Source organism: Mesorhizobium sp. M0437 (genome assembly GCF_040321335.1).
Taxonomy (GTDB): Bacteria; Pseudomonadota; Alphaproteobacteria; order Rhizobiales; family Rhizobiaceae; genus Mesorhizobium.
Genome location: NZ_JAMYRK010000001.1, coordinates 135560 through 158473 on the forward strand (window position 1 = coordinate 135560; position 22914 = coordinate 158473).

The 22914-nt window shown below is 61.7% G+C and carries 19 protein-coding genes and 1 pseudogene; 15 read left to right on the top strand and 5 right to left on the bottom strand.

Annotated features, from left to right (window positions below):
* Positions 1-16 precede the first annotated feature (16 nt).
* On the bottom strand, positions 17-1048 hold the full coding sequence (locus NKI72_RS00570; RefSeq protein WP_352849779.1) for a hydroxyacid dehydrogenase: 1032 nt from the start codon (positions 1046-1048) through the stop codon (positions 17-19).
* Positions 1049-1223: 175 nt separating this feature from the next.
* On the opposite strand from NKI72_RS00570, the gene NKI72_RS00575 reads away from it, so the two are divergent.
* Both NKI72_RS00575 and NKI72_RS00580 read left to right on the top strand, forming a co-directional pair.
* On the top strand, positions 1224-2660 hold the full coding sequence (locus NKI72_RS00575) for an aldehyde dehydrogenase family protein (protein WP_352454833.1): 1437 nt from the start codon (positions 1224-1226) through the stop codon (positions 2658-2660).
* Between the two features lie 37 nt (positions 2661-2697).
* Positions 2698-3279 carry a DUF1349 domain-containing protein gene (locus NKI72_RS00580; protein ID WP_352448444.1) on the top strand — a complete coding sequence of 194 codons (582 nt, stop codon included), beginning with the start codon at positions 2698-2700 and terminating at the stop codon, positions 3277-3279.
* Positions 3280-3319: 40 nt separating this feature from the next.
* Here the strand turns inward: NKI72_RS00580 and NKI72_RS00585 are convergent, their stop codons facing one another.
* Positions 3320-4072: an SDR family NAD(P)-dependent oxidoreductase gene (locus NKI72_RS00585; RefSeq protein ID WP_352448445.1), complete on the bottom strand. Its 753-nt coding sequence runs from the start codon at positions 4070-4072 to the stop codon at positions 3320-3322.
* 328 nt (positions 4073-4400) lie between these two features.
* Between NKI72_RS00585 and NKI72_RS00590 the strand changes: the two genes are divergently transcribed.
* Positions 4401-5672 carry an O-antigen ligase family protein gene (locus tag NKI72_RS00590; protein WP_352454701.1) on the top strand — a complete coding sequence of 424 codons (1272 nt, stop codon included), beginning with the start codon at positions 4401-4403 and terminating at the stop codon, positions 5670-5672.
* Positions 5673-5797: 125 nt separating this feature from the next.
* On the opposite strand, the gene NKI72_RS00595 is transcribed toward NKI72_RS00590, so the two are convergent.
* A complete protein-coding gene (locus NKI72_RS00595) occupies positions 5798-7009 on the bottom strand; it encodes a polysaccharide biosynthesis/export family protein (RefSeq protein WP_352540403.1) in 1212 nt (403 codons plus the stop codon).
* 207 nt (positions 7010-7216) lie between these two features.
* On the bottom strand, positions 7217-7894 hold the full coding sequence (locus tag NKI72_RS00600) for a sugar transferase (protein WP_352849780.1): 678 nt from the start codon (positions 7892-7894) through the stop codon (positions 7217-7219).
* Between the two features lie 558 nt (positions 7895-8452).
* On the opposite strand from NKI72_RS00600, the gene NKI72_RS00605 reads away from it, so the two are divergent.
* The 8 genes from NKI72_RS00605 to NKI72_RS00640 all read left to right on the top strand — a co-directional run bounded on the left by NKI72_RS00605 (position 8453) and on the right by NKI72_RS00640 (position 17265).
* Entirely contained in the window at positions 8453-8773 is a 321-nt protein-coding gene (locus NKI72_RS00605) for an exopolysaccharide production repressor protein (RefSeq protein WP_352469919.1), read from the top strand.
* A 455-nt stretch (positions 8774-9228) separates the two neighbouring features.
* The gene (locus tag NKI72_RS00610) at positions 9229-10251 is read left to right on the top strand and encodes a glycosyltransferase family 2 protein (RefSeq protein ID WP_352469920.1); all 1023 of its coding nucleotides are present in this window, start codon (positions 9229-9231) and stop codon (positions 10249-10251) included.
* Between the two features lie 269 nt (positions 10252-10520).
* On the top strand, positions 10521-10922 hold the full coding sequence (locus NKI72_RS00615; RefSeq protein WP_352849781.1) for a hypothetical protein: 402 nt from the start codon (positions 10521-10523) through the stop codon (positions 10920-10922).
* 131 nt (positions 10923-11053) lie between these two features.
* Positions 11054-11920 (top strand): endo-1,3-1,4-beta-glycanase ExoK, encoded by an 867-nt coding sequence (gene exoK / locus NKI72_RS00620; protein WP_352849782.1) that lies wholly within the window; start codon positions 11054-11056, stop codon positions 11918-11920.
* Between the two features lie 85 nt (positions 11921-12005).
* Complete coding sequence (locus NKI72_RS00625) at positions 12006-13337, top strand: UDP-glucose dehydrogenase family protein (RefSeq protein WP_352849783.1); 1332 nt, start codon at positions 12006-12008, stop codon at positions 13335-13337.
* Positions 13338-13368: 31 nt separating this feature from the next.
* Positions 13369-14448, top strand: coding sequence for a glycosyltransferase (locus NKI72_RS00630; RefSeq protein ID WP_352681437.1), 1080 nt, complete (start codon positions 13369-13371; stop codon positions 14446-14448).
* A 70-nt stretch (positions 14449-14518) separates the two neighbouring features.
* Positions 14519-15805 (top strand): glycosyltransferase, encoded by a 1287-nt coding sequence (locus NKI72_RS00635; protein ID WP_352849784.1) that lies wholly within the window; start codon positions 14519-14521, stop codon positions 15803-15805.
* Positions 15802-17265 (top strand): lipopolysaccharide biosynthesis protein, encoded by a 1464-nt coding sequence (locus NKI72_RS00640; RefSeq protein WP_352849785.1) that lies wholly within the window; start codon positions 15802-15804, stop codon positions 17263-17265. Before NKI72_RS00635 ends, NKI72_RS00640 begins: the two co-directional genes overlap by 4 nt.
* Positions 17266-17487: 222 nt before the next feature.
* Here the strand turns inward: NKI72_RS00640 and NKI72_RS00645 are convergent.
* Positions 17488-18540: pseudogene (locus NKI72_RS00645) on the bottom strand (polysaccharide pyruvyl transferase family protein); the annotation flags it as partial.
* 302 nt (positions 18541-18842) lie between these two features.
* On the opposite strand from NKI72_RS00645, the gene NKI72_RS00650 reads away from it, so the two are divergent.
* Genes NKI72_RS00650 through NKI72_RS00665 form a run of 4 tightly spaced genes read left to right on the top strand, consistent with a single transcriptional unit; the run spans position 18843 to position 22909 of the window.
* Entirely contained in the window at positions 18843-20015 is a 1173-nt protein-coding gene (locus NKI72_RS00650; protein ID WP_352540408.1) for a glycosyltransferase family protein, read from the top strand.
* Positions 20016-20026: 11 nt separating this feature from the next.
* Positions 20027-21019, top strand: coding sequence for a glycosyltransferase family 2 protein (locus tag NKI72_RS00655; RefSeq protein ID WP_352849786.1), 993 nt, complete (start codon positions 20027-20029; stop codon positions 21017-21019).
* Positions 21019-21969 (top strand): glycosyltransferase family 2 protein, encoded by a 951-nt coding sequence (locus NKI72_RS00660; RefSeq protein ID WP_352849787.1) that lies wholly within the window; start codon positions 21019-21021, stop codon positions 21967-21969. The genes NKI72_RS00655 and NKI72_RS00660 overlap by 1 nt, the downstream gene beginning before the upstream one ends.
* Complete coding sequence (locus NKI72_RS00665) at positions 21959-22909, top strand: glycosyltransferase family 2 protein (protein WP_352849788.1); 951 nt, start codon at positions 21959-21961, stop codon at positions 22907-22909. Before NKI72_RS00660 ends, NKI72_RS00665 begins: the two co-directional genes overlap by 11 nt.
* The last annotated feature ends 5 nt before the right edge of the window (positions 22910-22914 follow it).

Below are 22914 nucleotides of genomic sequence, written 5' to 3' on the forward strand. Positions count from 1 at the left end.
CCGTCGGGCAGACGGCCTAATTCTTGTCGACCGGCTTCGAACGCATTCGCGAAACGGTCTCACGCTCGGCCCGCTTCGAACGCATCGGCGGCAGGCCGCGGTCGACCAGGTCCATGTCTTCCAGCACCATGGCGCCCATCCGCTTGAAAGCGATGTCGAGCGCACCCGCCCGGTGGGCGGAGCGCAGGAACCCCGGCAATGTGCGGACCGGGTGATCCTGGGCAAGCGGCTCCTCAGGAAAAACATCGCTGGCGGCGACGATATGGCCGCTGCGGACGACGTCAATCAGTGCCGGGAAATCGACCACGCCGGCTCGGCTGAGCAGGATGAAAGCGGCTCCCTTGCGCATCCTGGCAAACGCCTCGGCGCCGAGGAAGCCCTGGTTTTCGCTAGTCACCGAAGCGACGACGAAGACGAAATCGCTGTTCGACAGAACGTCGTCGAGAGAGGCGGGCTCGACGCCGTTTTCGATCAGGATCGACGGCGGCAGCCACGGGTCGAAGACTTTTGTCCGCGTGCGAAAGCCTGACAGCAGCCGGTTGAGCGCACGGCCAAGATCGCCGAAGCCGATAATGCCGACATCCGCGCCGGAAAGAAGCCGCGCCGCCCGGTTGCCGTCGCCGCCCCACAGCTCCTTGCCCTGACGAAAGGCGAGGTCGGCGTCGACGATGCCGCGGGCGAGGTTGAGCGCCATGGCAAGGCCGAGCTCGGCCACCGGTTCGGCAAACACCAGCCCGGTGGTGACGACATGGATGCCGCGCGAAAACAGCGTCTCGTAGGGCATGTTGTTGATGAGGTTGCTCTCGACATTGAAGATGCAGCGCAGCGCCTTCATTTTTTCCAGCGTCTCCGGCACGATAGGTGGCTGGCCGACGATGTAGCGCGCCTCGCCAAGGATATCGGCCGGCAGCGCCGCCACCGCTTCGGGCGATATTTCGACGATGCGGTATTTCGATCGAAATTTCGCCAGCGCAGCCGGCGTGAAGATCAGGTCGAGCGTGCGCGGTTCGGGTGCGCTGATCACCAGCGGCAAGGCGCTGTCGGACATGATGCTTTCCTCCCGTGCGATCGGCGTCGCACCACACTGGAATCGTCTTTCCCGCCCCGACACCTATCACATGCCTGTCGAGGAGGAGAAGTTTGCCCGGCTTCGGCCTTGCGGTGCGGCGGTCGGTGGTCCAGATAGACGGCGATCGAAGGACGACAAGGAAGACAGCGACATGATCCCGTTTCGAAAGAACCTCATCGATGGAGAGTGGGTAGGCGATGCCGGCTCCCGTAACATCAACCCGTCCAATCTCGACGACGTGGTCGGCGAATATGCATCGGGAGGCGCCGAGCACGCCCGGCAGGCCATCGCGGCGGCGAAGGCGGCATTTCCGGCGTGGTCCCGATCGGGCCTGCTGGCCCGCCATGCGGTGCTGAGGAAGGCGTCGGACGAGATCACCGCGCGGAAAGATGAAATCGGCCGGGCGTTGGCGCGCGAGGAAGGCAAGACGCTGGTCGAGGGCATCGGCGAGACTGTCCGCGCCGCCCAGATATTCGACTTCTTCGCCGGCGAGACGCTGCGCCTGTCGGGCGAGCTGGTGCCGAGCGTGCGGCCCGGCGTCGGCGTCGAGATCACCCGTGAAGCGGTCGGCGTCGTCGGCATCATCACGCCGTGGAATTTTCCGATCGCCATTCCGGCTTGGAAAATCGCTCCGGCGCTGGCCTACGGCAACACCATCGTCTTCAAGCCGGCGGAACTCGTTCCGGAGAGCGCCTGGACTATTGTCGACATCCTGCACCGCGCCGGGCTGCCCAAGGGTGTGCTCAACCTGGTGATGGGCAAAGGTTCGGTGGTCGGCCAGGCCATGCTCGACAGTCCTGACCTCAACGCGATCACCTTCACCGGATCGGTCGGCACCGGCAAGCGCGTCGCCGCCGCCAGCGTCGAGCACATGCGCAAGTTTCAGCTCGAAATGGGCGGCAAGAACCCGCTTGTCGTGCTCGACGATGCCGACCTTGCCGTCGCTGTCGACTGCGCCATCAACGGTGCCTACTTCTCGACCGGCCAGCGCTGCACGGCGTCGTCCCGGCTGGTGGTGACGGACGGCATTCACGACCGCTTCGTCGAGGCGCTCAAGGACCGCATGGCCAAGTTGGTCGTCGGCGACGCTCTCGATGCCAAGACCCAGATCGGGCCGGTTGTCGACCAGAGCCAGTTGAAACAGGACGAGGACTATATCGCCATCGGACGTCAGGAAGGTGCCGATCTCGCCTTCGGCGGCGAGCGGCTCGATCGTGAAACCCGCGGCTTCTATTTGCAGCCGGCGCTGTTCACCGAAACCACCAACGCCATGCGCATCTCGCGCGAGGAGATTTTCGGACCGGTCGCCAACGTCATCCGCGTCAAGGATTATGACGAGGCGCTGGCGGTGGCCAACGACACGCCGTTCGGCCTGACCTCCGGCATCTGCACCTCGAGCCTCAAGCATGCCACGCACTTCAAGCGCAATTCGGAAGCCGGCATGGTCATGGTCAATCTGCCGACGGCGGGCGTCGACTTCCACGTGCCTTTCGGCGGGCGCAAGGGATCGAGCTACGGCCCGCGCGAGCAGGGCCGCTATGCCGCAGAGTTCTACACCACGGTGAAGACCGCTTACACGTTTGCCGGCTAAGAAAAGGCGGCAGACCAGCCAGGCAGCGAGCAAGTCGATGGCATCTGAGAATACGGACCTGACCTGGCTCAATCCGCCGCCGCACCACGCCTTCGGCAACAATACGGTGCATGTACGGACCGGCGAGGAGACCGACTTCTGGCGCGAGACGTTCTACGGCTTCTGGCGCGACAATGGCCATTTCCTCTATCGTGAGGTCGAGGGCGATTTCAGCGCCGAAGTCACGGTCAAGGGGCACTATGAGGTGCTTTACGATCAGGCCGGGCTTATGGTCCGCCTGAGCGAGACGCACTGGATCAAGGCCGGCATCGAATACACCGACGGGCTGATGTATTTTTCCGTCGTCGTCACCAACGATGCCTCCGACTGGTCGCTGGCCAGCATACCGGCCGATCCGGACGGGGTCAGGATCCGCATGACCCGCCATGCCGAGACGATCCGCGTCCAGTATCGCGACCCATCTGACAAGCACTGGAAACCGGTGCGGCTTGCCTATTTCCCCCCGTCGAAAACGGTCGATGTCGGCATGATGTGCTGTTCGCCGCAGCGCGAGGGCTTTGAGGTGACATTCAGCGATTTTTCGATCGGCCCGCCGATCTCGCGAGAGCTTCACGACTAAGGCGCCGCGATCCGGTCGCGCGGTTTGCGTCCGGCCTGCCTCAGTAGGTCGCCCGGCCGCCGGAGACGTCGAAGACGGCAGCCGTCGTGAACGAGCATTCCTCGGACGCGATCCAGCAAATCAGCGCCGCCACCTCCTCGACCTCGCCGAACCGCGCCATTGGTATTTTGGACAGCATAAAGTCGATGTGTTGCTGGCTCATCTGCTGGAAGATCGCGGTGCGCACGGCCGCCGGCGTGACGCAGTTCACCGTTACTTTGGTCTTGGCCAGTTCCTTGCCGAGCGATTTGGTCATGCCGATCACCGCCGCCTTGGAGGTGCTGTAGGCCGAGGCGTTCGGGTTACCTTCCTTGCCGGCAATCGAGGCGATGTTGATGATCCTGCCGTAATTGCGTTCGAGCATATGCGGGACCAGCGCCTTGTTGCAGAAGAAGACGCCGTTGATGTTGATGTCGGTGACCCGGCGCCAATCCTCCACCGAATACTCCCAGGTCGTCATGTTCGGCCCGGTGATGGCAGCACTGGTGACAAGGACATCGACCGCGCCAAGCGCTTCGATCGTCTCTCCGGCGGCGGCTTCGACCGCTATGGGGTCGGCGACGTCTAAGGTGACGCTGTGCAGGCCTGGAACAATGGCCTTGGCCTGCTCGATCTGGGCGGCATCGCGATCCCAGACCGAAACACGCCCGCCTTCGCCAGTGATCCTTTGCGCGACGGCCAGGCCGATGCCTGAGGCGCCGCCGGTGATAACAGCAGATCGTCCGGCAAATCGTCCCGCGAAACTCATCGGCATGTGGTCTTCCTCCCAATTGGCGGCGAATGTGAAGTCAACGGCGGACAAGTTCAAGCGCGGACTTGCAACCTCAGAACAGCTTATGATGGGCCAGCACCGGTCAATTGTACGGCACTGCCTTCTGGCCAAATCGTCTCGCCCGGTATGGAGAGAACGGCTGGAACGACGCGCCCGGTTGGCATCCGGGTGACAGGCGGCGCCGGATGGGTTATATTGCACTGCACAATGCGAGCGCCTGCAGGCGAGGCTCCCATCGATCCGAAGAATCGGCCCACGAGCGGCCCATGAAATCGGCATTGAGCTGCAAGGACGGAAAACCGCTATCGAGATGAAGATTCCAAAATCTCTGTTGATCGATCCGGACAAGAACACGGTCTACGGCAGCTTTGCCGTTGCCGTCTCGATCTGGGCGTTTTCCTACTCGACCATTTTCGGCCAGGCCATGATCCTGGCCTACTATGCGGTCTGGCTACCGCTCATCCTGGTCGACTACCGCAAGATATTAAGGCACGCTTCCAGCGCCTGGCTTCCGCTGGCCTTCGCAACCTATGTCTGCTTCTCGGTGTTCTGGTCGGCAGCTCCCGGCACCACGGCAAGGACGGCCGTCCAATATTGCTCCCATATCGCCTGCGCCTACATTGCCGCGCGCACCGTCAGCGTCCGGACCTTGACCATAGGTGCCCTGATCGGGATTTTCGTCGTCCTGCTCTACTCGCTCAAGGTCGCGAGCTATTCCTACGACGTTCTCGATGGGACGTATAATTTCGTCGGCGCGTTCAGCTCCAAGAACCAGATCGGCTTTGTCGCATCGCTTGGCATCTATTTCTGCGTTGTCTACCTCGCCTTTCTCAGGCGCGGCCGGATAAGCTGTTTGTTGATCGTACCGATTGTCCTTCTATCGGGCTATCTGCTGGTGGTGTCGCATTCCGCCACTTCGATGGCATCTACCCCCGCGGTTCTCGCTCTGGTCGCCCTGCTTTCCATCGGCAAGCTGCTTTCGCTCCGCCATCGCCGGGTGATTTTCATGATCGGTGCGGGCGGGCTGGTCGCCTGCACCGTGATTGCGCTGAATCTCGGGCTGATGGACTTTGTCCTTGGCCTTTTCGGCAAGGATTCGACGCTCACCGGACGAACCTACCTCTGGCAACAGGGCTGGAATGCCGCGCAGCAATCGCCCATCCTCGGCGTCGGCTACGCGGCTTATTGGGTGCAGGGCTTCTCCGAGGCCGAGCGGCTGTGGAACGAATTCTATATCGCCGCGCGAAGCGGCTTCCACTTCCACAACACCTACATCGAGACCTTGGTGGAACTCGGCTTCGTCGGCGCGACACTGCTTTCGCTGATCATCCTGCGCACGCTCTGGGGTCATGTCTCGGCGCTGATATTCAGGACATGGCAAGCCGAGTCCGTGATTCTTGCCGGCGTCATGGTGCTTCTGTTCATCCGATCCTTCGTCGAGGTCGAGACCCTCAATCCCTACATCATGGGATCGTTCCTGCTGTACTACAGCTACTTCAAGCTGGTGAGGGTGCCGGCCGTCGCTCCTTCCCGGTGGAGCGCCGTGAACCATCTAGAGGAGCCGGACGCCGTGCGAGGCTAGAGCGGGCGGATCCAGGCGGTTCGTTGCCCGAAGGCCGGCTTGTTTTCTGATCCATAAGATCCCAAACGCAAAAACCCCGCAGACCGCTGCCTGCGGGGTTGGTGCTTTGCTCCGGTGGAAAGAAGCTACTGGATGGCCAGGGGCGCCGGTTTGACCTTGATCACGTCCCCTGGCAGCACCGGCGTGTCTTCATCGGCGGTGATTTCGCTGGTCTTGCCGTCGACCACCCGCACCAGGGAAAATGATAAGGCCGCTGGTTCGTTGTTGCCGTAGAATTGCGGCATGGGGCTGCCCGACAAGGCTTCGGACATCAAGGCCTTTTCCATATTCAGCTTCAGCGTCACCTCGTTGAGATCGGCTTCCGTCTGTTGCCGGTCGGTCGCGAGGCTGGAGTTCTGGGTATTCTCGAGATCGATGGCGTCCTGGGTGGCCTTGCTGATCGACTGCTTGGCCGTGAGAATCGCCGTTTCGTAATCCAGGATCTGGCCCTCGAGATCGGCGATGGTTTGCTGCGAGTTCAAAACCCGCGTGTTGACGACCAGGCCCTTTTGCGCCAGCGAGCCGATGCCGTTGAGCTGCTCCTTCGCCAGATCAACCTGCTTCTGCTGGTTGACGATCTTTTTCTGCAGCGAATCGATCTCGCTCTGCAGCAGCGCCTTCAAATCGTCGAGCGCCTGCAAGCGCAGCTTGAGTTTCTTCTGGTCGGCCGCCAGGATCGCCGTCTCATCGGCAACGATGCTGGGCAGCTTCGGATCGTCGGCCACCTCTTTCGGCACCGCGAATGCCGGCTTGTCCGCCAGTTCCGCTTCGATGCGGGCGCGCTTGACGGTCAGCCTGACCAATTGGTCTTGTAATACGTCGAAATTGCCCTTCGCATTGATCAGGTCGCGGTCGTAGCGCTGCCCGCTCTCCGGGTTCCGCCGGGCTCCGCCGGCAATGCTCATCGCTTTCAGCACGGACAACCCAGGCACACAAGGATACTGGCCGGGCGATTGCACCTCGCCGGAGATGTAGAATGGCCGGTACTGTGCCATTTCGACGGAAGCCTCCGGCTTGTCGGCCAGAGCGAGCTTGCGCTGCAGCGCCTCGCCGAGCGATGCGGCGATCTCCGAAGTCGTCTTGCCGGATGCGGGCATCTCGCCGACGAAGGGAACCGACAAGGTTCCAGCGGGCCCGACCGTGTATTCTCCATTGATGGCCGACCAGTCACGGAACGTGCCTTCGACGGTCTGCCATTCCGCCACGCGAATGGTCAGCTTGTCCTGTGCTCCTAGGCGATAGTCGTCGGCGAAGGCAAACTGTGGCAAGGCTAGCGACAGCGTCAGGCCGGTCGCCATTGTAAGGCAAGTCGTCAAAAGCCGTACTCGCCGCATGCGTCTGGAGAGAATACCGGTGCAAAAAATATCGATTATATCTGCTTTCAACTGAGCGTTTCCGATCTGGTTTGCCCCGCCCGATGAGCTGCCGATGCCTGAGTTAGGGGCCTGAGTTCCAGGCCCGAATTCTGGACAGTCGCTCCTCGATGCACGGCCAGCAAGCGGCCGTCAGTAGCAGCCTCGCGACATCCAGACCGCGGGTACGGTCTTGATGATGATGCGGATGTCTTCGAACATCGACCAGTTCTCGACATAGTGCCTGTCGAATGCGACGCGGCTGTCATACGAAACATCGTTGCGTCCGCTGACCTGCCACAGCCCTGTCAGGCCGGGGCGCGATTTAAGATAATAGACGGCCGAATTGCCATAAATCTCCAGCTCATCGCGCACCACGGGACGAGGCCCGACCAGGCTCATATCCCCCTGCAGGATGTTGATGATCTGCGGCAACTCATCGAGGCTGAGCTTCCTCAGCACCGCTCCGACGCGCGTGATCCGCGGGTCGTTCTTCAACTTGCGGGTCGCTATCCATTCGGCGTTGGCCTCCGGATTCGCGGCGAGATAGGCAGCAAGCACCCGCTCGCCGTCTGGAACCATGGTGCGGAACTTGAGGCACGGAAAAATCCGTCCTCCGCGGCCGATCCGGCTGTGACCATAGAAAATCGGCCCGCCATCGGAAAACCTGACAAGCAGCGCTATCATCACGAACAGCGGGCTGAGAGCGACCAGGCCGATCAGCGAACCGACAATATCGAAGCTGCGTTTGAGCAGGCCGCCAATCGGTGGCGGAAAATCGACGCCGGCCTGCGAAAAATCCGCATCGGCCGGCTTGGCTAGGTCCCTCATGCGTAAACTCCATACGTTGAACGGATGGTTTACCGCACGATACCAAAAAAATGTTGCAGCGCAACACACAATTTCCCAGACGGCTGTAATAGTCGCGTCATGAACTGACTAAATAATAAACTCGTCCTGCACAAAATTTCGCCTTTATGTCGCAAAAGAGACAGATTATGGGCAATTTTGGAAAAACTAGTCCAATTTTGGGGCTGATTTTAGGCGAATCGCTCTTTATACCCTCCTGTGGAGCTTTGCCGTCATTTAGAATTTCAAGATAATGACTGATGTTATGCAAAAATACTATTCAATATTATAAATCTTACTGGAGCGAGTCGATATCCGGCAATCAGTGGTGATGCCGACGTGTGCGTTGCACCATGGCAGAGTCGATCCCGAGGATTCGTTTAAAATTTATTGCGCAGCTGCCCTTGCCGCCTATTGCGCGGCTCAATAGAGTTGCAAATTGTTTCTGTCGGACTATGGACAGATTGGGCTAGGCCGGAAGCAACCGGCCAGAAGCGGGCAACCTAAATAAGCTCGCAGAGTTTAAGGGAGGTGCTCGGGGTGGGCTTGTCGACATTTTTTCCCGAGCCGGTTGATGGGCTATCGGGTATGTCACTGCCAAAGTTCATTATCGGAATGTGTTTTGCGCTGGCGATCGTGATCGTCTGGTCCTATTTAGGCGGCGCGTCGCTCGGCACGACGCTGTTTCGTGTCATCGGCTGCGCTATAGTCATCCAACTGGGTTATTTTCTGCTGGTCTTTGCCATGGTTGCCAGAAATGCCCCGACCCCGGCCGACAAAATCCGCGACGCTGAACGAAAGCTGAGTTCGAACGAAGCGGCCGAAGCCGAGAAACTCAGCGCCAGGAGAGGCCTTCACTGATTTCGGGCCTGGCCGCGGTCTGCGATGTCCATGTGACCTGTGGTTAAGCTCGCCGGTCCCCTGACGAATTGCTCGCCTCAACGACACCGGCAGTCGGCATTCCTGTTCTTTCAATTCCTTGACACTGCGGGCCTCGACGCGCTCGCTCCGCCCCGCCGCCGTCCGGTCGGCGAGGATCAGCAACTGGTTTCTGCCAGTTGAGCGCTCTGATGGAGCGTGTAGGAACGGCTCTGCCAAGCGGCGCATTTCTGGAGCCGTCCCGATTGAGGCTCGCCGCCTGCCCAACCGGGCCATGACACCCAGCAAAATGAAAAACTGGACGGCGCCGATGATTTTGGCGATGCTTGCTTCGCACTTGCAGCATAGGCGTTTGGGCCGATGCATTTCAGAATGGGCGGTGGGGCATTGAGCGGACGGGGCGAGGAAATCCGCAACGGCTTCTGCAACCGAGAGGCATGTCCATGACATCATTCCAGGTCTGCGTGATCATCGCCGCCCGCAATGCGGCGCGGACAATCCCGGCTGCCATTGCATCGGCATTACGCGAGCCTGAGGTTGCGGAAGTTGTCGTCGTCGACGACGCGTCCACCGACGACACCGCGAAAGTCGCCCACGCGGCCGGCGACGGCACGGGCCGTCTTTCCGTCATCCGCTTCGACGCCAATCGCGGCCCATCCTTTGCACGCAACGCCGCGATTGCCGGTTCCAGGTCGCCGTTCATCAGCATTCTGGACGCTGATGATTTCTTTTTCGAAGGCAGGTTTCACAGACTGTTCGCCAGCACCGATTGGGATTTCGCCGCAGACAACATCATGCTTGTCAGGGATGACGCGGCAACCGACGTTTCGAAAATCGTGGCTCCACCGTTCTCGCCCGAGCCGGAATTCCTCGATTTCGAGGGTTTCATCGACGCCAACATCTCCAGGCGCCGTGTGCAACGAGGGGAACTGGGGTTCCTCAAACCCGTGATCAGCCGCGCCTTCCTCGATCGGCATGGGCTGCGCTACGACGAGAAGCTGCGCCTGGGTGAAGACTATGAACTCTATGCGCGTGCGGTTGCCCTTGGCGCGCGCTTCAAGGTCATCAAATCCTGTGGCTACGGCGCGATCGTGCGCGCCGATTCGCTGAGCGGACGGCACAAGACCCAGGACCTGAAGCATCTGGCCGATGCCGACCTGGCACTGCTTGCGATCGACAGTTTGCCGGAGGCATCGAAGGCTGCGCTGAGAAGGCACGAGCGGCACATCCGCGACAAATACCGGTTGCGGAAGTTTTTAGACGTGAAGGCTGAGCGCGGGTTGGCCCCGGCCGCGGCCTACGCCTTGGCCGGCTCGTCCAACCTCACAGCCGTCGTCCGCGGCGTTGCCTCCGACAAGCTGGATGCGCTGTTTCGCCGCGCTGGCCTCGCCGCGAAGCGTCAGCATGTGCCGCCGCTGCGCTTCCTCATGGCCGGAACCAGCACGGCCAACGAAAGCTAGGCCCGTCAACGTGCGATGGCGGTTGCCACTCCCTTACCCTTCGGTCGGCTCGCACCATTTCAACGAGATTCATGAGTTTACGATCTAGGTGGTTGCCTATGCGCGCAGGGAATGGCAATCTATGTTGCGGTGCAGCAATTTTGGACGGCCAACCGAACTGGCCCGAGACATACCCTGTCGGAGGAGCTGGACGATGCAAGAAATGTCTTTTGAATGTGGACGGGCACTAAGGCCCTTCACCAGCTCGACGATGATGGGGCGCTGACTGCATGGCCTCGATCTTTCGCTTCCGGTCGAGAGATCCGGCGCGCGACACGCAGACCGACACCTCGCGCCTTGATCGGTTGGCAAAGCTGCTGGACCAGATCTCGGCCGAAGTCGAGGCGGAGAAGAGCGGCCTTGAGAACCGCTACAGGACAACGGCTACCAATGCCGCCTTTCTGGTTGAGGCGATGGAGAACGGAGCGGTCTCCTCTCGCAGGTCTTCCGAAGTCGGCGAACTGACCAGGTCGATCCTGAATTGCGAGCGGCGCATCGCAGCGCTGTCGCGCCAGATGCAGATGATGAAGGATCTCCGTCATTCGCTGGATGAAATCTTCGAAGAGAAGCGGCAGAACGGTCCCGACATAAGGACCGATTTTGTGAAGCCCGCCGATTCCGGCACAGGCTGAGCGAACACCCGGGTCGGCGCAATGGTTTTAGGCACAACACGGAGCTTGGGAGCGACAGAGGTCAAGATCAGGTTGTTTCGTCACGGTTCGAACGATCGCTTTGGGGGCGCACAGCACAAGGTGAGTTTGATATGAACGCAGATCTTAAAAGCACGCCCGCCCCGGCAACCGGAGGCACCCCGTTCACGCGCCCGATCCCAGGCAAGCTGCGGCGGCTCCGTTCAGACGGCGCGTTTCTGCTGGTCGTTCTCGGCAGTCTGGTTGCGGGCCTGGTGCCCGCCGGCGCGCAGGATCTCCCAACCGCGCCGTCCTTTGTCGATGATTTCACCAGCCTCAGTCGCGCGCGCTGGTACATTTCCGACGGCTGGACGAACGGCAAGCATCAGAACTGCACCTGGTCCAAAAGCCTGATCGGGCTTTCCGGCGGCATGCTGACGCTCGGTTTCGAGAAGCGCAAGCTGAAGGATCGCGAATTCGCCTGCGCCGAGATCCAGACCAAGCAGCGCTTCGGCTACGGTACCTACGAGGCGCGGATGAAGACCGACACGGGCTCTGGCGTCAACGCGGCATTCTTCAGCTTCGTCGGCGATGCCGACAAGCAGCCGCATGATGAAATCGACTTCGAGGTGCTGACCAAGGACACGTCCAAGATCCAGGTTAACGCCTACATAGCCGGCAAAGGCAAGAACGAGAAACTGGTCGACGTCGCCGGCGGCACCGACAAGGCCTTCAACGACTACGCATTCGTCTGGGAAAGGGACCGGCTGCGCTGGTACGTCAACGGCAAGCTTGTCCACGAGATCACCGATCCGGCGAAGCTGCCCACCCATTCGCAAAGGATCTATTTCAGCCTGTGGGGCAGCGATACGATGAAGGGCTGGATGGGGCCGTTCTCGGATCCGGGCCGCAAGCTCACCATGCAGGTGGATCGTGTTGCATTCACTGCACTTGGCCAGCCCTGCCAATTCTCCGAATCGCTGGCATGCAACACAAACTAGAAGCGCATCTGAACCGGCCGGGCCGAAGGTGGTCGGAAAACCGAAGCTCGAACAGGCCCGAAGCCTTGAACAGGGATGAAACCGAATGAATTTGACTGTCTTTGGAATCGGCTATGTCGGTCTTGTACAGGCGGCGGTGCTTGCCGAAGTCGGCCATCAGGTGGTCTGCGTCGACGTCGATGCAAAAAAGGTCGAGCGGCTCAACCAGGGTCATGTCCCGATCTTCGAGCCTGGGCTCGAAAACATCGTCAAGGAGAACCATGCCGCCGGCCGCATCAAGTTCACCACCGACGCCGCCGCGGCGATCAAGCATGGCCAGATCCAGATGATCGCCGTCGGCACGCCGCCGGGCGAGGATGGTTCGGCCGACCTCAAATATGTGCTGGCCGTCGCCGAGGCCATCGGTCGTGAGATGGACGAGCCCAAGATCGTCGTCGGCAAGTCGACCGTGCCCGTCGGCACCTGCGAAAGGATAAAGGCCAGGATCGCCGCAACGCTGAAGGCGCGCGGGCGCGAGGATCTGGCTTTCGACGTCGCCTCCAATCCGGAATTCCTCAAGGAAGGGTCCGCTGTGAGCGACTGTATGAAGCCCGACCGCATCATCGTCGGCACCAGCAACGAGGACACCGAGGCGGTGATGCGCGAACTCTACGCGCCGTTCAACCGCAACCACGAAAAGATGATCGTCATGGATGTGCGCAGTGCCGAGTTCACCAAATACGCGGCCAATTGCATGCTGGCGACCAAGATCAGCTTCATGAATGAAATGGCCAACCTGGCCGAGCAACTGGGCGCCGACATCGAGGAAGTCCGCAAGGGCATCGGCAGCGACCCGCGGATCGGCTACCACTTCATCTATCCGGGCCTCGGCTATGGCGGCTCGTGTTTCCCGAAGGATGTGCGTGCCCTGATCAAGACCGCCGAGGCCGTCAAGTTCGACGCCAAGCTGCTGCGTGCCGTCGAGGAGCGCAACAACCAGCAGAAGTCGGTCCTGTTCGAGAAGGTGGACCGCTATTTCAAGGGCAATCTCAAAGGCAAGACATTTGCGCTGTGGGGCTTGGCCTTCAAACCCAATACCGACGACATGCGCGAGGCCCCGGCCCGCACGCTGATGGAAGCGCTCTGGGCCGCCGGTGCCAATGTCCAGGCCTACGATCCCGAGGCGATGCAGGAATGCCAGGCGATCTACGGGCTCCGCGACGACCTGCAACTGTGCGGCACCAAGGAGGCCGCGCTGCGAGGCGCCGATGCGCTCTTGATCGTGACCGAGTGGAAAAGCTTCAGCGCGCCGTCTTTCGATGCGCTGAAGAACGCGCTGACCACGCCCGTTATCTTCGACGGACGCAATCTCTACGACCCCAAGGTCATCGCCCGCCACGGCATCGAATACCACAGCATCGGCAGAATGGCGGCGTGACGCTAGGGCGGTCCAGCAAGGAGCCAGGTCCATGAAAGTTCTGTTTGCGGGCGGCAACGGCTACACGCCGCAGTTCAGCGGTGGCGTTCAGTCGAGCACGCATCATCTGGTCGAGCAGCTGCGCGAGCACGGTCATGACGCCTCGGTTCTGGCGGCGCTGTTCGGTGACGGCATGTTCGGCTTCAAGGCGCGCGCCAAGATGAAGCTGCTTCGCCAACGAGCGGTCATCGACAGCTATCCCGGCTATCCGGTCGTGCGGGCATGGTTTCCCTGGGAGGCGGCGCGCTTCGCGGTCGAACGGCTCGATCCCGATGTCGCCGTCGTGCAGTGCCACAAATCGGTGCCGATCGGAAAGGCGCTGCAGGCGCTCGGAATACCGCTGGTGGTCTATCTGCGGAACGTCGAATTCCACGAATTGGCCGGCGACCTGCGCGAATTGCATTCGGCGCTTTATATCGCCAATTCCGAATTCACTGCGCGCACCTATAAGGAAAGGTTCGGCATCGACTCGACCGTGATCCCGCCGACCATCAATCCCGGGCTCTACAGCACGCCGACCACCGGCGAATTCGTCACGCTGATCAATCCTTACAACGAAAAAGGGTTCGAACTCGCCGTGCGCATCGCCGGCCAATGCCCCGAAATTCCGTTCCTGTTCGTCGAAAGCTGGAAGCTCGACGACGACCATCGGGCGCAGATCGAACAGATCATCGCCCCGCTGCGCAACGTCAGGCTGGAAAGCCGCACCAGCGACATGAAGACCGTCTATGGCCGCACCAAGATTCTGCTGGCGCCCAGCAAATGGGAAGAGGCCTGGGGGCGGGTGGCATCCGAGGCCCATTGCAGCGGCATTCCAGTCGTCGGGTCCCGTCGCGGCGGCCTGCCGGAAGCGATTGGCGCCGGCGGCGTGGTGCTCGACTATGACGCACCGCTCGACGACTGGGTCGCCGCGGTCAGGCGACTATGGAGCGACAAGGCCGAGTACGATCGGCTGTCGGCGGCGGCGCAGCTGTTTTCGGAGCGGCCGCAAATGAACCCCGACAGCCAGTTCGCGACTTTTCTCGGCGTTCTCGACCGCGCCAGGCAAGGCGCGCTGGAGCGTGCCGCCTGATGTATTTCGTCCAAAGCCATGCATGTCGCCTAAAAGCCGGCTCTCGCGCCTGACCAGGGTGGGAGCTGCTTTGGGACAACGACACGCACAACACCAGACGCTTGAGGCGCCTCGCACGGCGGCGACGGGCGTCATCCCTCATCCGCGCGAGCAGATCGCCGACCGGCCTCGAAAGATCGTCCATTCGATGAAGATTTGCTTCGTAGTTGATAAGTTCCCCTCTTTGTCGGAGACCTTCGTCCTCGACCAGATAGAAGGGTGCCTCGAGCGCGGCATGCAAGTCGGCGTCGTCTGCAACGAGACGTCCTTCGGCAAGGACAGCAACATCGACGATCGCCGCTGGCAGGCTCTCCCTGGCAAGGTCGTCTGCTGGTGGGGCGGGCTGGGGCGCTTTCGCCCGACGCTCAGGAGATGGTCGGGCAGGTTCTGGGATAAGCTCTCGACCGCTGTCGACATCGCTTTTGCGCGCAAATTGCAGAACGCCGATGTGATCGTCGCGCATTTCGGCAATAACGGCATGCGCGTCGCCCGCGCCATGAAACGAGGCCGGATTTCCGCTCCGCTGGTGACCATATTCCACGGCCGCGATGTCGGCGAACCGCTGCATGACAACACGCTCACGCGCTACAAGGTTGTCTTCGACAAGGGCGTTCTCCAGCTCCCGGTGAACGCGTTTTTCCGCGATGCCCTGATCGGCGTCGGCGCACCCCCGGCGCAAGTCATGGTTCACCATATGGGCGTGCGGCCCGGTGAGATCGGCTACCATTGGCGTTCCTGGGACCGGGACACGCTGTCCTTCATCTCGGTCTGCCGGCTGACCGAAAAGAAGGGCATCGAATTCGCCCTTCGGGCGCTCGCCAGCCTGCCGCGGCGCGACTGGGTCTATTCGGTGATTGGCGGCGGCGAATTGCTGGACGACTTGAAGAAGCTCGCCGCAAATCTCGGCATTGCCGACCGGGTGACTTTCCTCGGGCCGCGTCCGCATGCCGAGGTCAAGCAGCGCCTGCGCAATGCCCACGTATTCCTGCTGCCTAGCGTAGCCGCGCGAGACGGCGATCTCGAGGGTATTCCGGTGGCGCTGATGGAAGCTATGGCCGCCGGGCTGATCGTCGTCAGCACCTATCACTCGGGCATCCCCGAACTGATCGAGGATCAGGAGACAGGCTTCCTCTCACCGGAGCGAGATGTTGCGGCGTTGGCCCGCAAGCTTGTCTGGGTGGCAGAGAACCCGGACAAATGCGAGCGCATCGCATGTGCGGCGCGCCGCAAGATCGAGCAGGATTTCAACGCGGACGTACTCAACGAACGTTTTGCGCAGATCGTTGCTCAACTGGCCGAAGCCAGGCAGCCGGCATGAACGCCAACCCGCCCCCCCAGTTCGGTCGCGTCGCCCTGCGCGGCGGCGTGGTGACGATCGGCGCGCAAGGCTTCAAGATGGCGATCCAGTTTCTCTCCGTCATCGTGCTTGCGCGTCTGCTCGTGCCCGAGGATTTCGGCCTGGTGGCTTCCGTCGGGCCGATCGTGGCCTTTGTCGGGTTGCTTCAAAACCTTGGCCTGCAGCAGGCCGTGGTCCAGCGCAAGGACATCAGCACCGAGCAGCTCAACCAGGTATTCTGGATCAGTGCGCTGGTGGGGATGGGCAGTGCCGTGGTGGTTGCATCCCTGGCGCCCGCCATCGCTGCCTTCTATGGCGATCAACGCATGGTCGGGATCACCATCGGCTCTGCCTTGCCGCTGCTGCTTGGCAGCCTCGCCGCGGTGCCGCTGGCGCTGATGAACCGTCACTTGCGCTTTGGCCAACTCGCGCTGAACGACGTGATAACCGCTGCTGCCGGACTTGCGACTACCGCAATCGCCGCCTATGCGGGGCTGGGCTACTGGTCGCTGGTCATCGGCCCTGCGGTATCGGCTGTTGTCGCGCTGGCCGCGGCATGGCAGGTGGCGCGCTGGACGCCGTCGCGGCCGGACCTGAAGGTCGATACCGACATATTGTCTTTCGGCGCCAATCTGACCGGCTTCAATCTGGCCAACTTCTTCTCGCGCAATCTCGACAACATCCTGATCGGAAAATATTCGGGCGCGATCGAGCTCGGCTATTATGACCGCGCCTACAAGCTCCTGCTGTTTCCGCTGCAGAACATCAACCAGCCGCTGACACGCGTGATGGTGCCGCTGCTGAGCCGCATCCATGAGGACAAGGCGCGGTTTCGCGACATCTATGTGCGAACCAATTGGATGCTGGCGGCCATCACTATGCCCGGCATCGCGGCGCTGACGCTGACGTCGGACCAGGTCGTCGGGCTTCTCTTCGGCGAGCGCTGGACAGCGGTGGCGCCGATCTTCGCCTGGCTGGGCATCGCCAGCCTGATCCAGTCCGTCTCGAGCACCACCGGGTGGATCTTCATCTGCCAGGGCAAGACCAAGACCATGTTCCACTGGGGCATCTACTCGTCGCTGACGACGGTCGCCGCCTTCATCATCGGCCTGCACTGGGGCGCCGTCGGTGTCGCGGCGGCCTACGCGATCAGCGGCTATGTGCTGCGCGTCCCGGTGCTTGCCGTTCTTGTCCACCGGGTCGGCCCGGTGACTGCAGCCGACTTCCTGGTCATGCAGGGGCTTTTCATCGCGTCATCGCTGCTTGCCTGGTCCGTGTACCGGGAGTTGCCGGCATCGCTGACCAGCCAGTCAGACCTGCTCGCGGTGGTCCTGGCGGTTGCCCTCAATTATTCGATCGGCCTGGTCCTCATGCTTGCCCTTCGCCAGTCGCGCAGCGCCCTGTTCACCACGCTTTCCAGCGCCATGCGCAACGCCCGCTAGGCCGGCAATCACCGGCCTCAAAAGCTCACCTGCCGACATCGCCGACGCATGCTCCTCAAGCACTGCCTGAAGGCTCGTCCTGCGATAGAGGTCGAGATTGGCGGTAAGTCTGCCGAGCTTCTCGCTCGCTTCCTCGGGCGTCACCGTGTCGATGTCGAGCAGCAGGTCGGCGACGCCGATCCGCTTGGCAAGTTCCTTGGTCTTGAATTCATAGGCGATTGGCAGCACCGGCGTGCCGACGCAGAGCGACATGATCATCATGTGCATGCGCGTTGCGACAACGAAGTCGAAGCCTTTCACCAGTGCCATCAGTTGCTCCGGCGTGTGGAACGAAGCGTCCACGCTGACATGCTTGGCGATCTCCGAATCGAGTTCGGCAACGATAGCCCGCGCCGTCTTGGAATCATCATGGGCGTATTCCGGCACGCCCTGGCAGGTGGAGACGAAGGTGACCTCCTTGGCGTGGTCCCTGACCAGGATGGTCGCGATCGCGCGGATCGAGTCGATGTAGCGGCGCATGCCGCCCTCGCCGTCGCTGACATAGTTCCAGTGACGGACGGAAATGGCGACGCGGCCGGTGACGGTCGCCGACTGGCCGGAGGCCAGAATTTTTCCGATCCTGTCGGTGTCGGCCAGGGCAAAGACGGCGTCGGCCACGACGTGGCATTTGCCGGGGTCTTTCACCATGTCCACAATGTGGCCTCGCGAACGTTCGTCGCGCAGCAGGATGAGCGGGCTCCGATCGAAGATTGGGCTCAACTCCTGGCGATTGTAACTTTTGTTGAACGGGCCGAGCGATTGCGTGAAGAAGACGGGGTCCTTGCCCAGAATCGCGTCGATCCGGAATTGATTGAGTCGCCGTTCCAGATTGTAAGTCTCGACAAGATAGGTTCCGCCTGTCGTGACCACGAGGTCGGCGTCTTTGTAGATCTCGAGACCACGGCGATTGCTTGAGCTGAACAAACGCCCGAGAACGCCGCGGATGCCGAACCGCCGCAGGGCGTTGAGGACGAGCCGATTGTAGATCGGCTTGAACAGGTTCTTCAGCCCACTGCCGTATTTGTAGCGGAACAGCGATTCCGACAGCAGCTTGTGGAATTCGAGATCAGGATACTCTTTCTTCGTGTAGAGCCTCGCCGCCACCTCCGGCTGGCTGTCGAAGACGTAGAACTGGATATCGTCTAGCACGATCGTCTTGAAAACATGGCGGATCGCCAGGAGAATCGCTGCATCCCCGGTATTCAGGCAGACGGTGTTTTCAACCGCGATCTTCATGGAATGACCTCATTTCGTGAGTAGTCCCGTGCTTCCATCGACGGGTGCGAAGGGGCGGATTGCAGGCGGGTTGGCCGAAAATGCTGCACGCCAAGGATGGTTCTCGCGTCGTGATTATTGGCGCGCAGCCCGATGGCAGGCCAACGCGCGGTCCATGTGGCCCAAGCAGAGCGAGATTAACCCATCGATTTTGCAGTGCAACAAAAAACGGGGATCTTTGCTACGCTGCAACCAAAAATGTTGCGATGCAGCAAGAGCTGTACTAGCATTGTCGCGGGCGGGCCAACAGCGGTCGAGTTTTCATGCTGCATGTCTTGTACTTGGTACACGACGTCTCCGACCCGGCAGTGCGCCGGCGGATCATAATGCTCAAGGCAGGCGGCGCCCAGGTTACGCTGGCGGGCTTTCGTCGTACGGCAAGCGCAGTTGCTGATGTCGAGGGCTTGCAGCCGATCGATCTCGGCCCGACTCGTGATGGCCGATTCGCCCAACGTCTGGCCGCGATCATGAAGGCAGTTGTCTCGACCGGCTCGAAGCTGGGCTCAATGCCACGGCCCGACCTCATTGTCGCGCGCAATCTGGAAATGCTGGCGCTTGCCCGCCGCGCCAGATCGGCTTTCCAGGCAACGGTGCCGATCGTCTACGAGTGCCTGGATATCCATCGCCTGCTGCTTCGCGACGATCCGCTGGGATGGGCGATGCGCGGCGCAGAACGCTTCCTGGCTAGGGATGTGAAGCTTCTGGTGACCAGCTCTCCGGCCTTCATCGCCAACTATTTCAAGCCGTTCGGGCAGATTGCCGCCCCAGTCGAACTGCTCGAAAACAAGTATTTCGAGCCAGCCGCGGCCTCGCTGGATGACCGCGCGGCGCCGGAGAACCCCGTAGCGCCGCCTTGGCGGATCGGCTGGTTCGGGGCGCTCCGCTGCCGCCGTTCCCTGGAGCTTCTGGCCGAATTTTCGCGCCGCCTCGACGGCCGCTTTGAAATCGTCCTCAGGGGCCGCCCGGCGCTGTCCGAATTTCCCGATTTCCACGGTTTCGTCGAATCGGAACCCTGGCTCTCGTTTGGCGGGCCCTACCGCAATCCCGAGGATATGGCGGCGATCTACCGCGAGGTCCACTTTTCCTGGGCCATCGACTTTTTTGAGCAGGGCCTGAACTCCGAATGGCTGCTGCCCAACCGGCTCTATGAGGGCTGCCGCTTCGGAGCCGTGCCGATTTCGATGGGAGCCACCGAAACCGGCCGGTTCCTCGACCGGCAAGGCATAGGGGTTCTTTTGCCAGAAGCCACGCCCGAGGCGCTCGAAGTCGCCGTCGGCACGATGGAGCAGCATCGGTTCGGGACATTGAGGGCGCGTGTTCTCGCCCGCAATCCGCGCACCTGGAGCTACGACCGCGCCGATTGTCGGGCGCTCGTCGAAAAGCTCCGCGGGCTGACTGCGGCTCCCGGTCCATATGCTGCCGAAGCATTGGCATAGAAGGACTGCCGATGACGCAAACCGAAATTCCATCCTGCACGATCGTGGTTCCGTGCCTGAACGAGGCGGCCCATATCGGCGCGTTGCTTCGAGAGCTCCGCCCTGCGGCCGAGAGGCTGGGCGCCGTGATCATCGTTGCCGATGGCGGCAGCACGGACGGCACCAGGACGATCGTCGCGGACATCGCCGCAAAAGATCAGCGGGTGATCCTGCTGCACAATGAAAAGCGCTTGCAGAGCGCGGCAATCAATCTCGCCGTCGCCAGGTTCGGGGAAGGCGTCGACTATCTCATTCGCATCGACGCGCATGGCGGCTATCCTGCGGATTATTGCAACCGGCTGGTCGAAGAAGCGCAGGCCACCGGTGCGGATTCGGTCGTTGTCTCGATGCTGACCAGTGGCAGCGGCATGGTTCAGAAAGCAGCGGCAGCGGCGCAGAACTCCAGGCTCGGCACCGGCGGCTCCAAGCACCGGCATCTTTCGGCGGGGGAATGGGTCGATCATGGCCACCACGCACTGATACGGATATCGGCCTTCACCGCGGTCGGCGGCTATGACGAAACCTTCAGCCACAATGAGGATGCCGAACTCGACTATCGGCTCCGCCAGGCCGGCTACCGCATCTGGATGACAGGCAAGACGCAAATGGTCTACTACCCGCGCTCCTCGCTGAAGGGCCTCTATTTTCAATATCTCGGCTATGGCCGTGGCCGGGCGAAGAACGTTCTCAAGCACCGCATGATCCCGAAGATCCGGCAGATGGTGCCGCTTCTGGTGTTCCCCGTGGTTCTTCTCGCCGCCTTTTCCTTCGTCCACTGGCTGGCGGCCGTGCCGCTTTTGCTATGGGCGTCGGTCTGCCTCGGCTACGGCTTTTGGACCGCCGTCAGCCAGCGCAAAGCCGACATTGCGCTTGCCGGGGTCTCGGCAATGGTCATGCATTTCGGCTGGTCGGTCGGTTTCTGGCTGCAACTGCTCGCACCGCGACCGCAGCGCGGGGTGGCGTGATGGACCCGCTCAGGAAAAATCGAAGCATCGATATCTGCGTCTGCACATTCCGCCGGCCGGAGCTTGCCAACACGCTTCGCTCCATAGCGGCCATGGATATGCCCGCGGGGTTCGACGTCGGTATCGTCATCGCCGACAACGACGATACGCCGACGGCCGAAACGCTGGTCGCCAAGCTGGCGGGGGAGTTGAAGCTGCCGGTGACCTACCGGCACGCCCCGGCCCGCAACATCTCGATCGCGCGCAACGCTTGCCTCGATACCAGTGCGGCGGATTTCGTCGCCTTTATCGACGACGACGAGACGGCCACCGCTGGCTGGCTTGCCGAACTGGTGGCGACGGCGGAAGCAACAGGTGCTGCGACGGTGCTTGGGCCGGTGCAAGCCCGTTACCTGCCGGATGCGCCCGCCTGGATGCGCAAAGGCGATTTCCACTCGACCTTGCCGGTCTGGGTGAGCGGCGAAATCCGCACCGGCTACACCTGCAACGTCCTGCTCAGGATTGGCGCTGAGAGCCTGCGCGGCCGGCGCTTCAGCCTGGCACGTGGCCAGACCGGCGGCGAAGATACGGAATTCTTCGACCAGATGGTCAAGGCCGGCGGCCGCATCGCCTTTTCGCCGGAGGCTTGGGTCGACGAAGCGGTGCCACCTGCCAGGGCGGCATTCGACTGGCTCGGCCGCCGCCGGTTCCGCGTCGGGCAGACGCACGGTCATCTTCTGGGGCGCAACGCACACGGCCTTGCCCGGCTCAAGCAGGTCGGCATTGCCGCGGCAAAGGCCGCCTACAGTTTCCTGTCGGCAATTCCGGTCGCCATCGACCCCGTACGTCGGAACCGCAGCGTGCTTCGCGGCATTATGCATGTCGGCGTCGTCAGCGGCCTCGTCGGGGTTCGTGAAATCCGCCAATACGGCCTGTCTTCGCCGCAGCAAGGGGGCAAGCGTGCAGCCTGACGTGAGCTTCGTGATCGCCGCCTACAATGCCGAGGCGACCATCGATCGGGCGATTGCCAGCGCCGTCGCCCAGCGCAATATCAGCGTCGAGATCATCGTCGTCGACGACAAGTCGCGCGACCGGACGCTCGACCTGGCGAGATCGTACCCCGAAGACATCGTACGCGTTGTCGCGCTTGAGCAAAACCGTGGCCCCGGCGGCGCCAGGAATGCCGGCCTTGAGCTTGCACGCGGCAGGTGGGTCGCGGTCCTCGATTCCGACGACGCGGTCTATCCCGGGCGACTCTGCACCATGATCGAAGGCGCGGAGAAAGCGGGCGCCGAGATCGCGGTCGATAATCTGCAGGTCGTTCGCGAGGATGGCGTTGCCGAAGAGACGATGTTCCCGGCCGACTATCTGGAAGGCCTCGGTGAAATCTCGCTGGCGGATTTCATCGGCGGCAATGTCCTCTTCGAATCGAGGTTCAATCTCGGCTACCTCAAGCCGATCTTCCAGCGCCGGTTCCTGAACGAGAACGGGCTTCGTTACGATGAAAGCCTGATCATTGGCGAAGACTATATCCTCCTGGCCAGTGCTCTGGCTAAAGGCGGCAAATGCGTGGTCGAGCCGACGACGGGCTATATCTACCACATTCGCACCGGTTCCATCTCCCGGGTGCTCGAACTTCATCACGTCGAGGCGATGCGCAGGGCCGATGCCACCTTCGCCGCGACCCATTCCATGGATGCTGCGGCCGAGGCGGCGTTCGCCAGGCGCGCTCGCAGCCTGCGCCGGGCGGCATCATTCCTGTCGCTGGTCCAGCACATCAAGGCGCGGTCCCCGCTCAAGGCGATATGGACGGCGCTCAGCGATCCGGCGGCGGTTCGGCATATGAGCATGCCGATCGCCGTCCGGCTGCGAAGGGTAGCGGCACAGTTTGCCGTGGTGGCGGGGAGGTGAAGGGC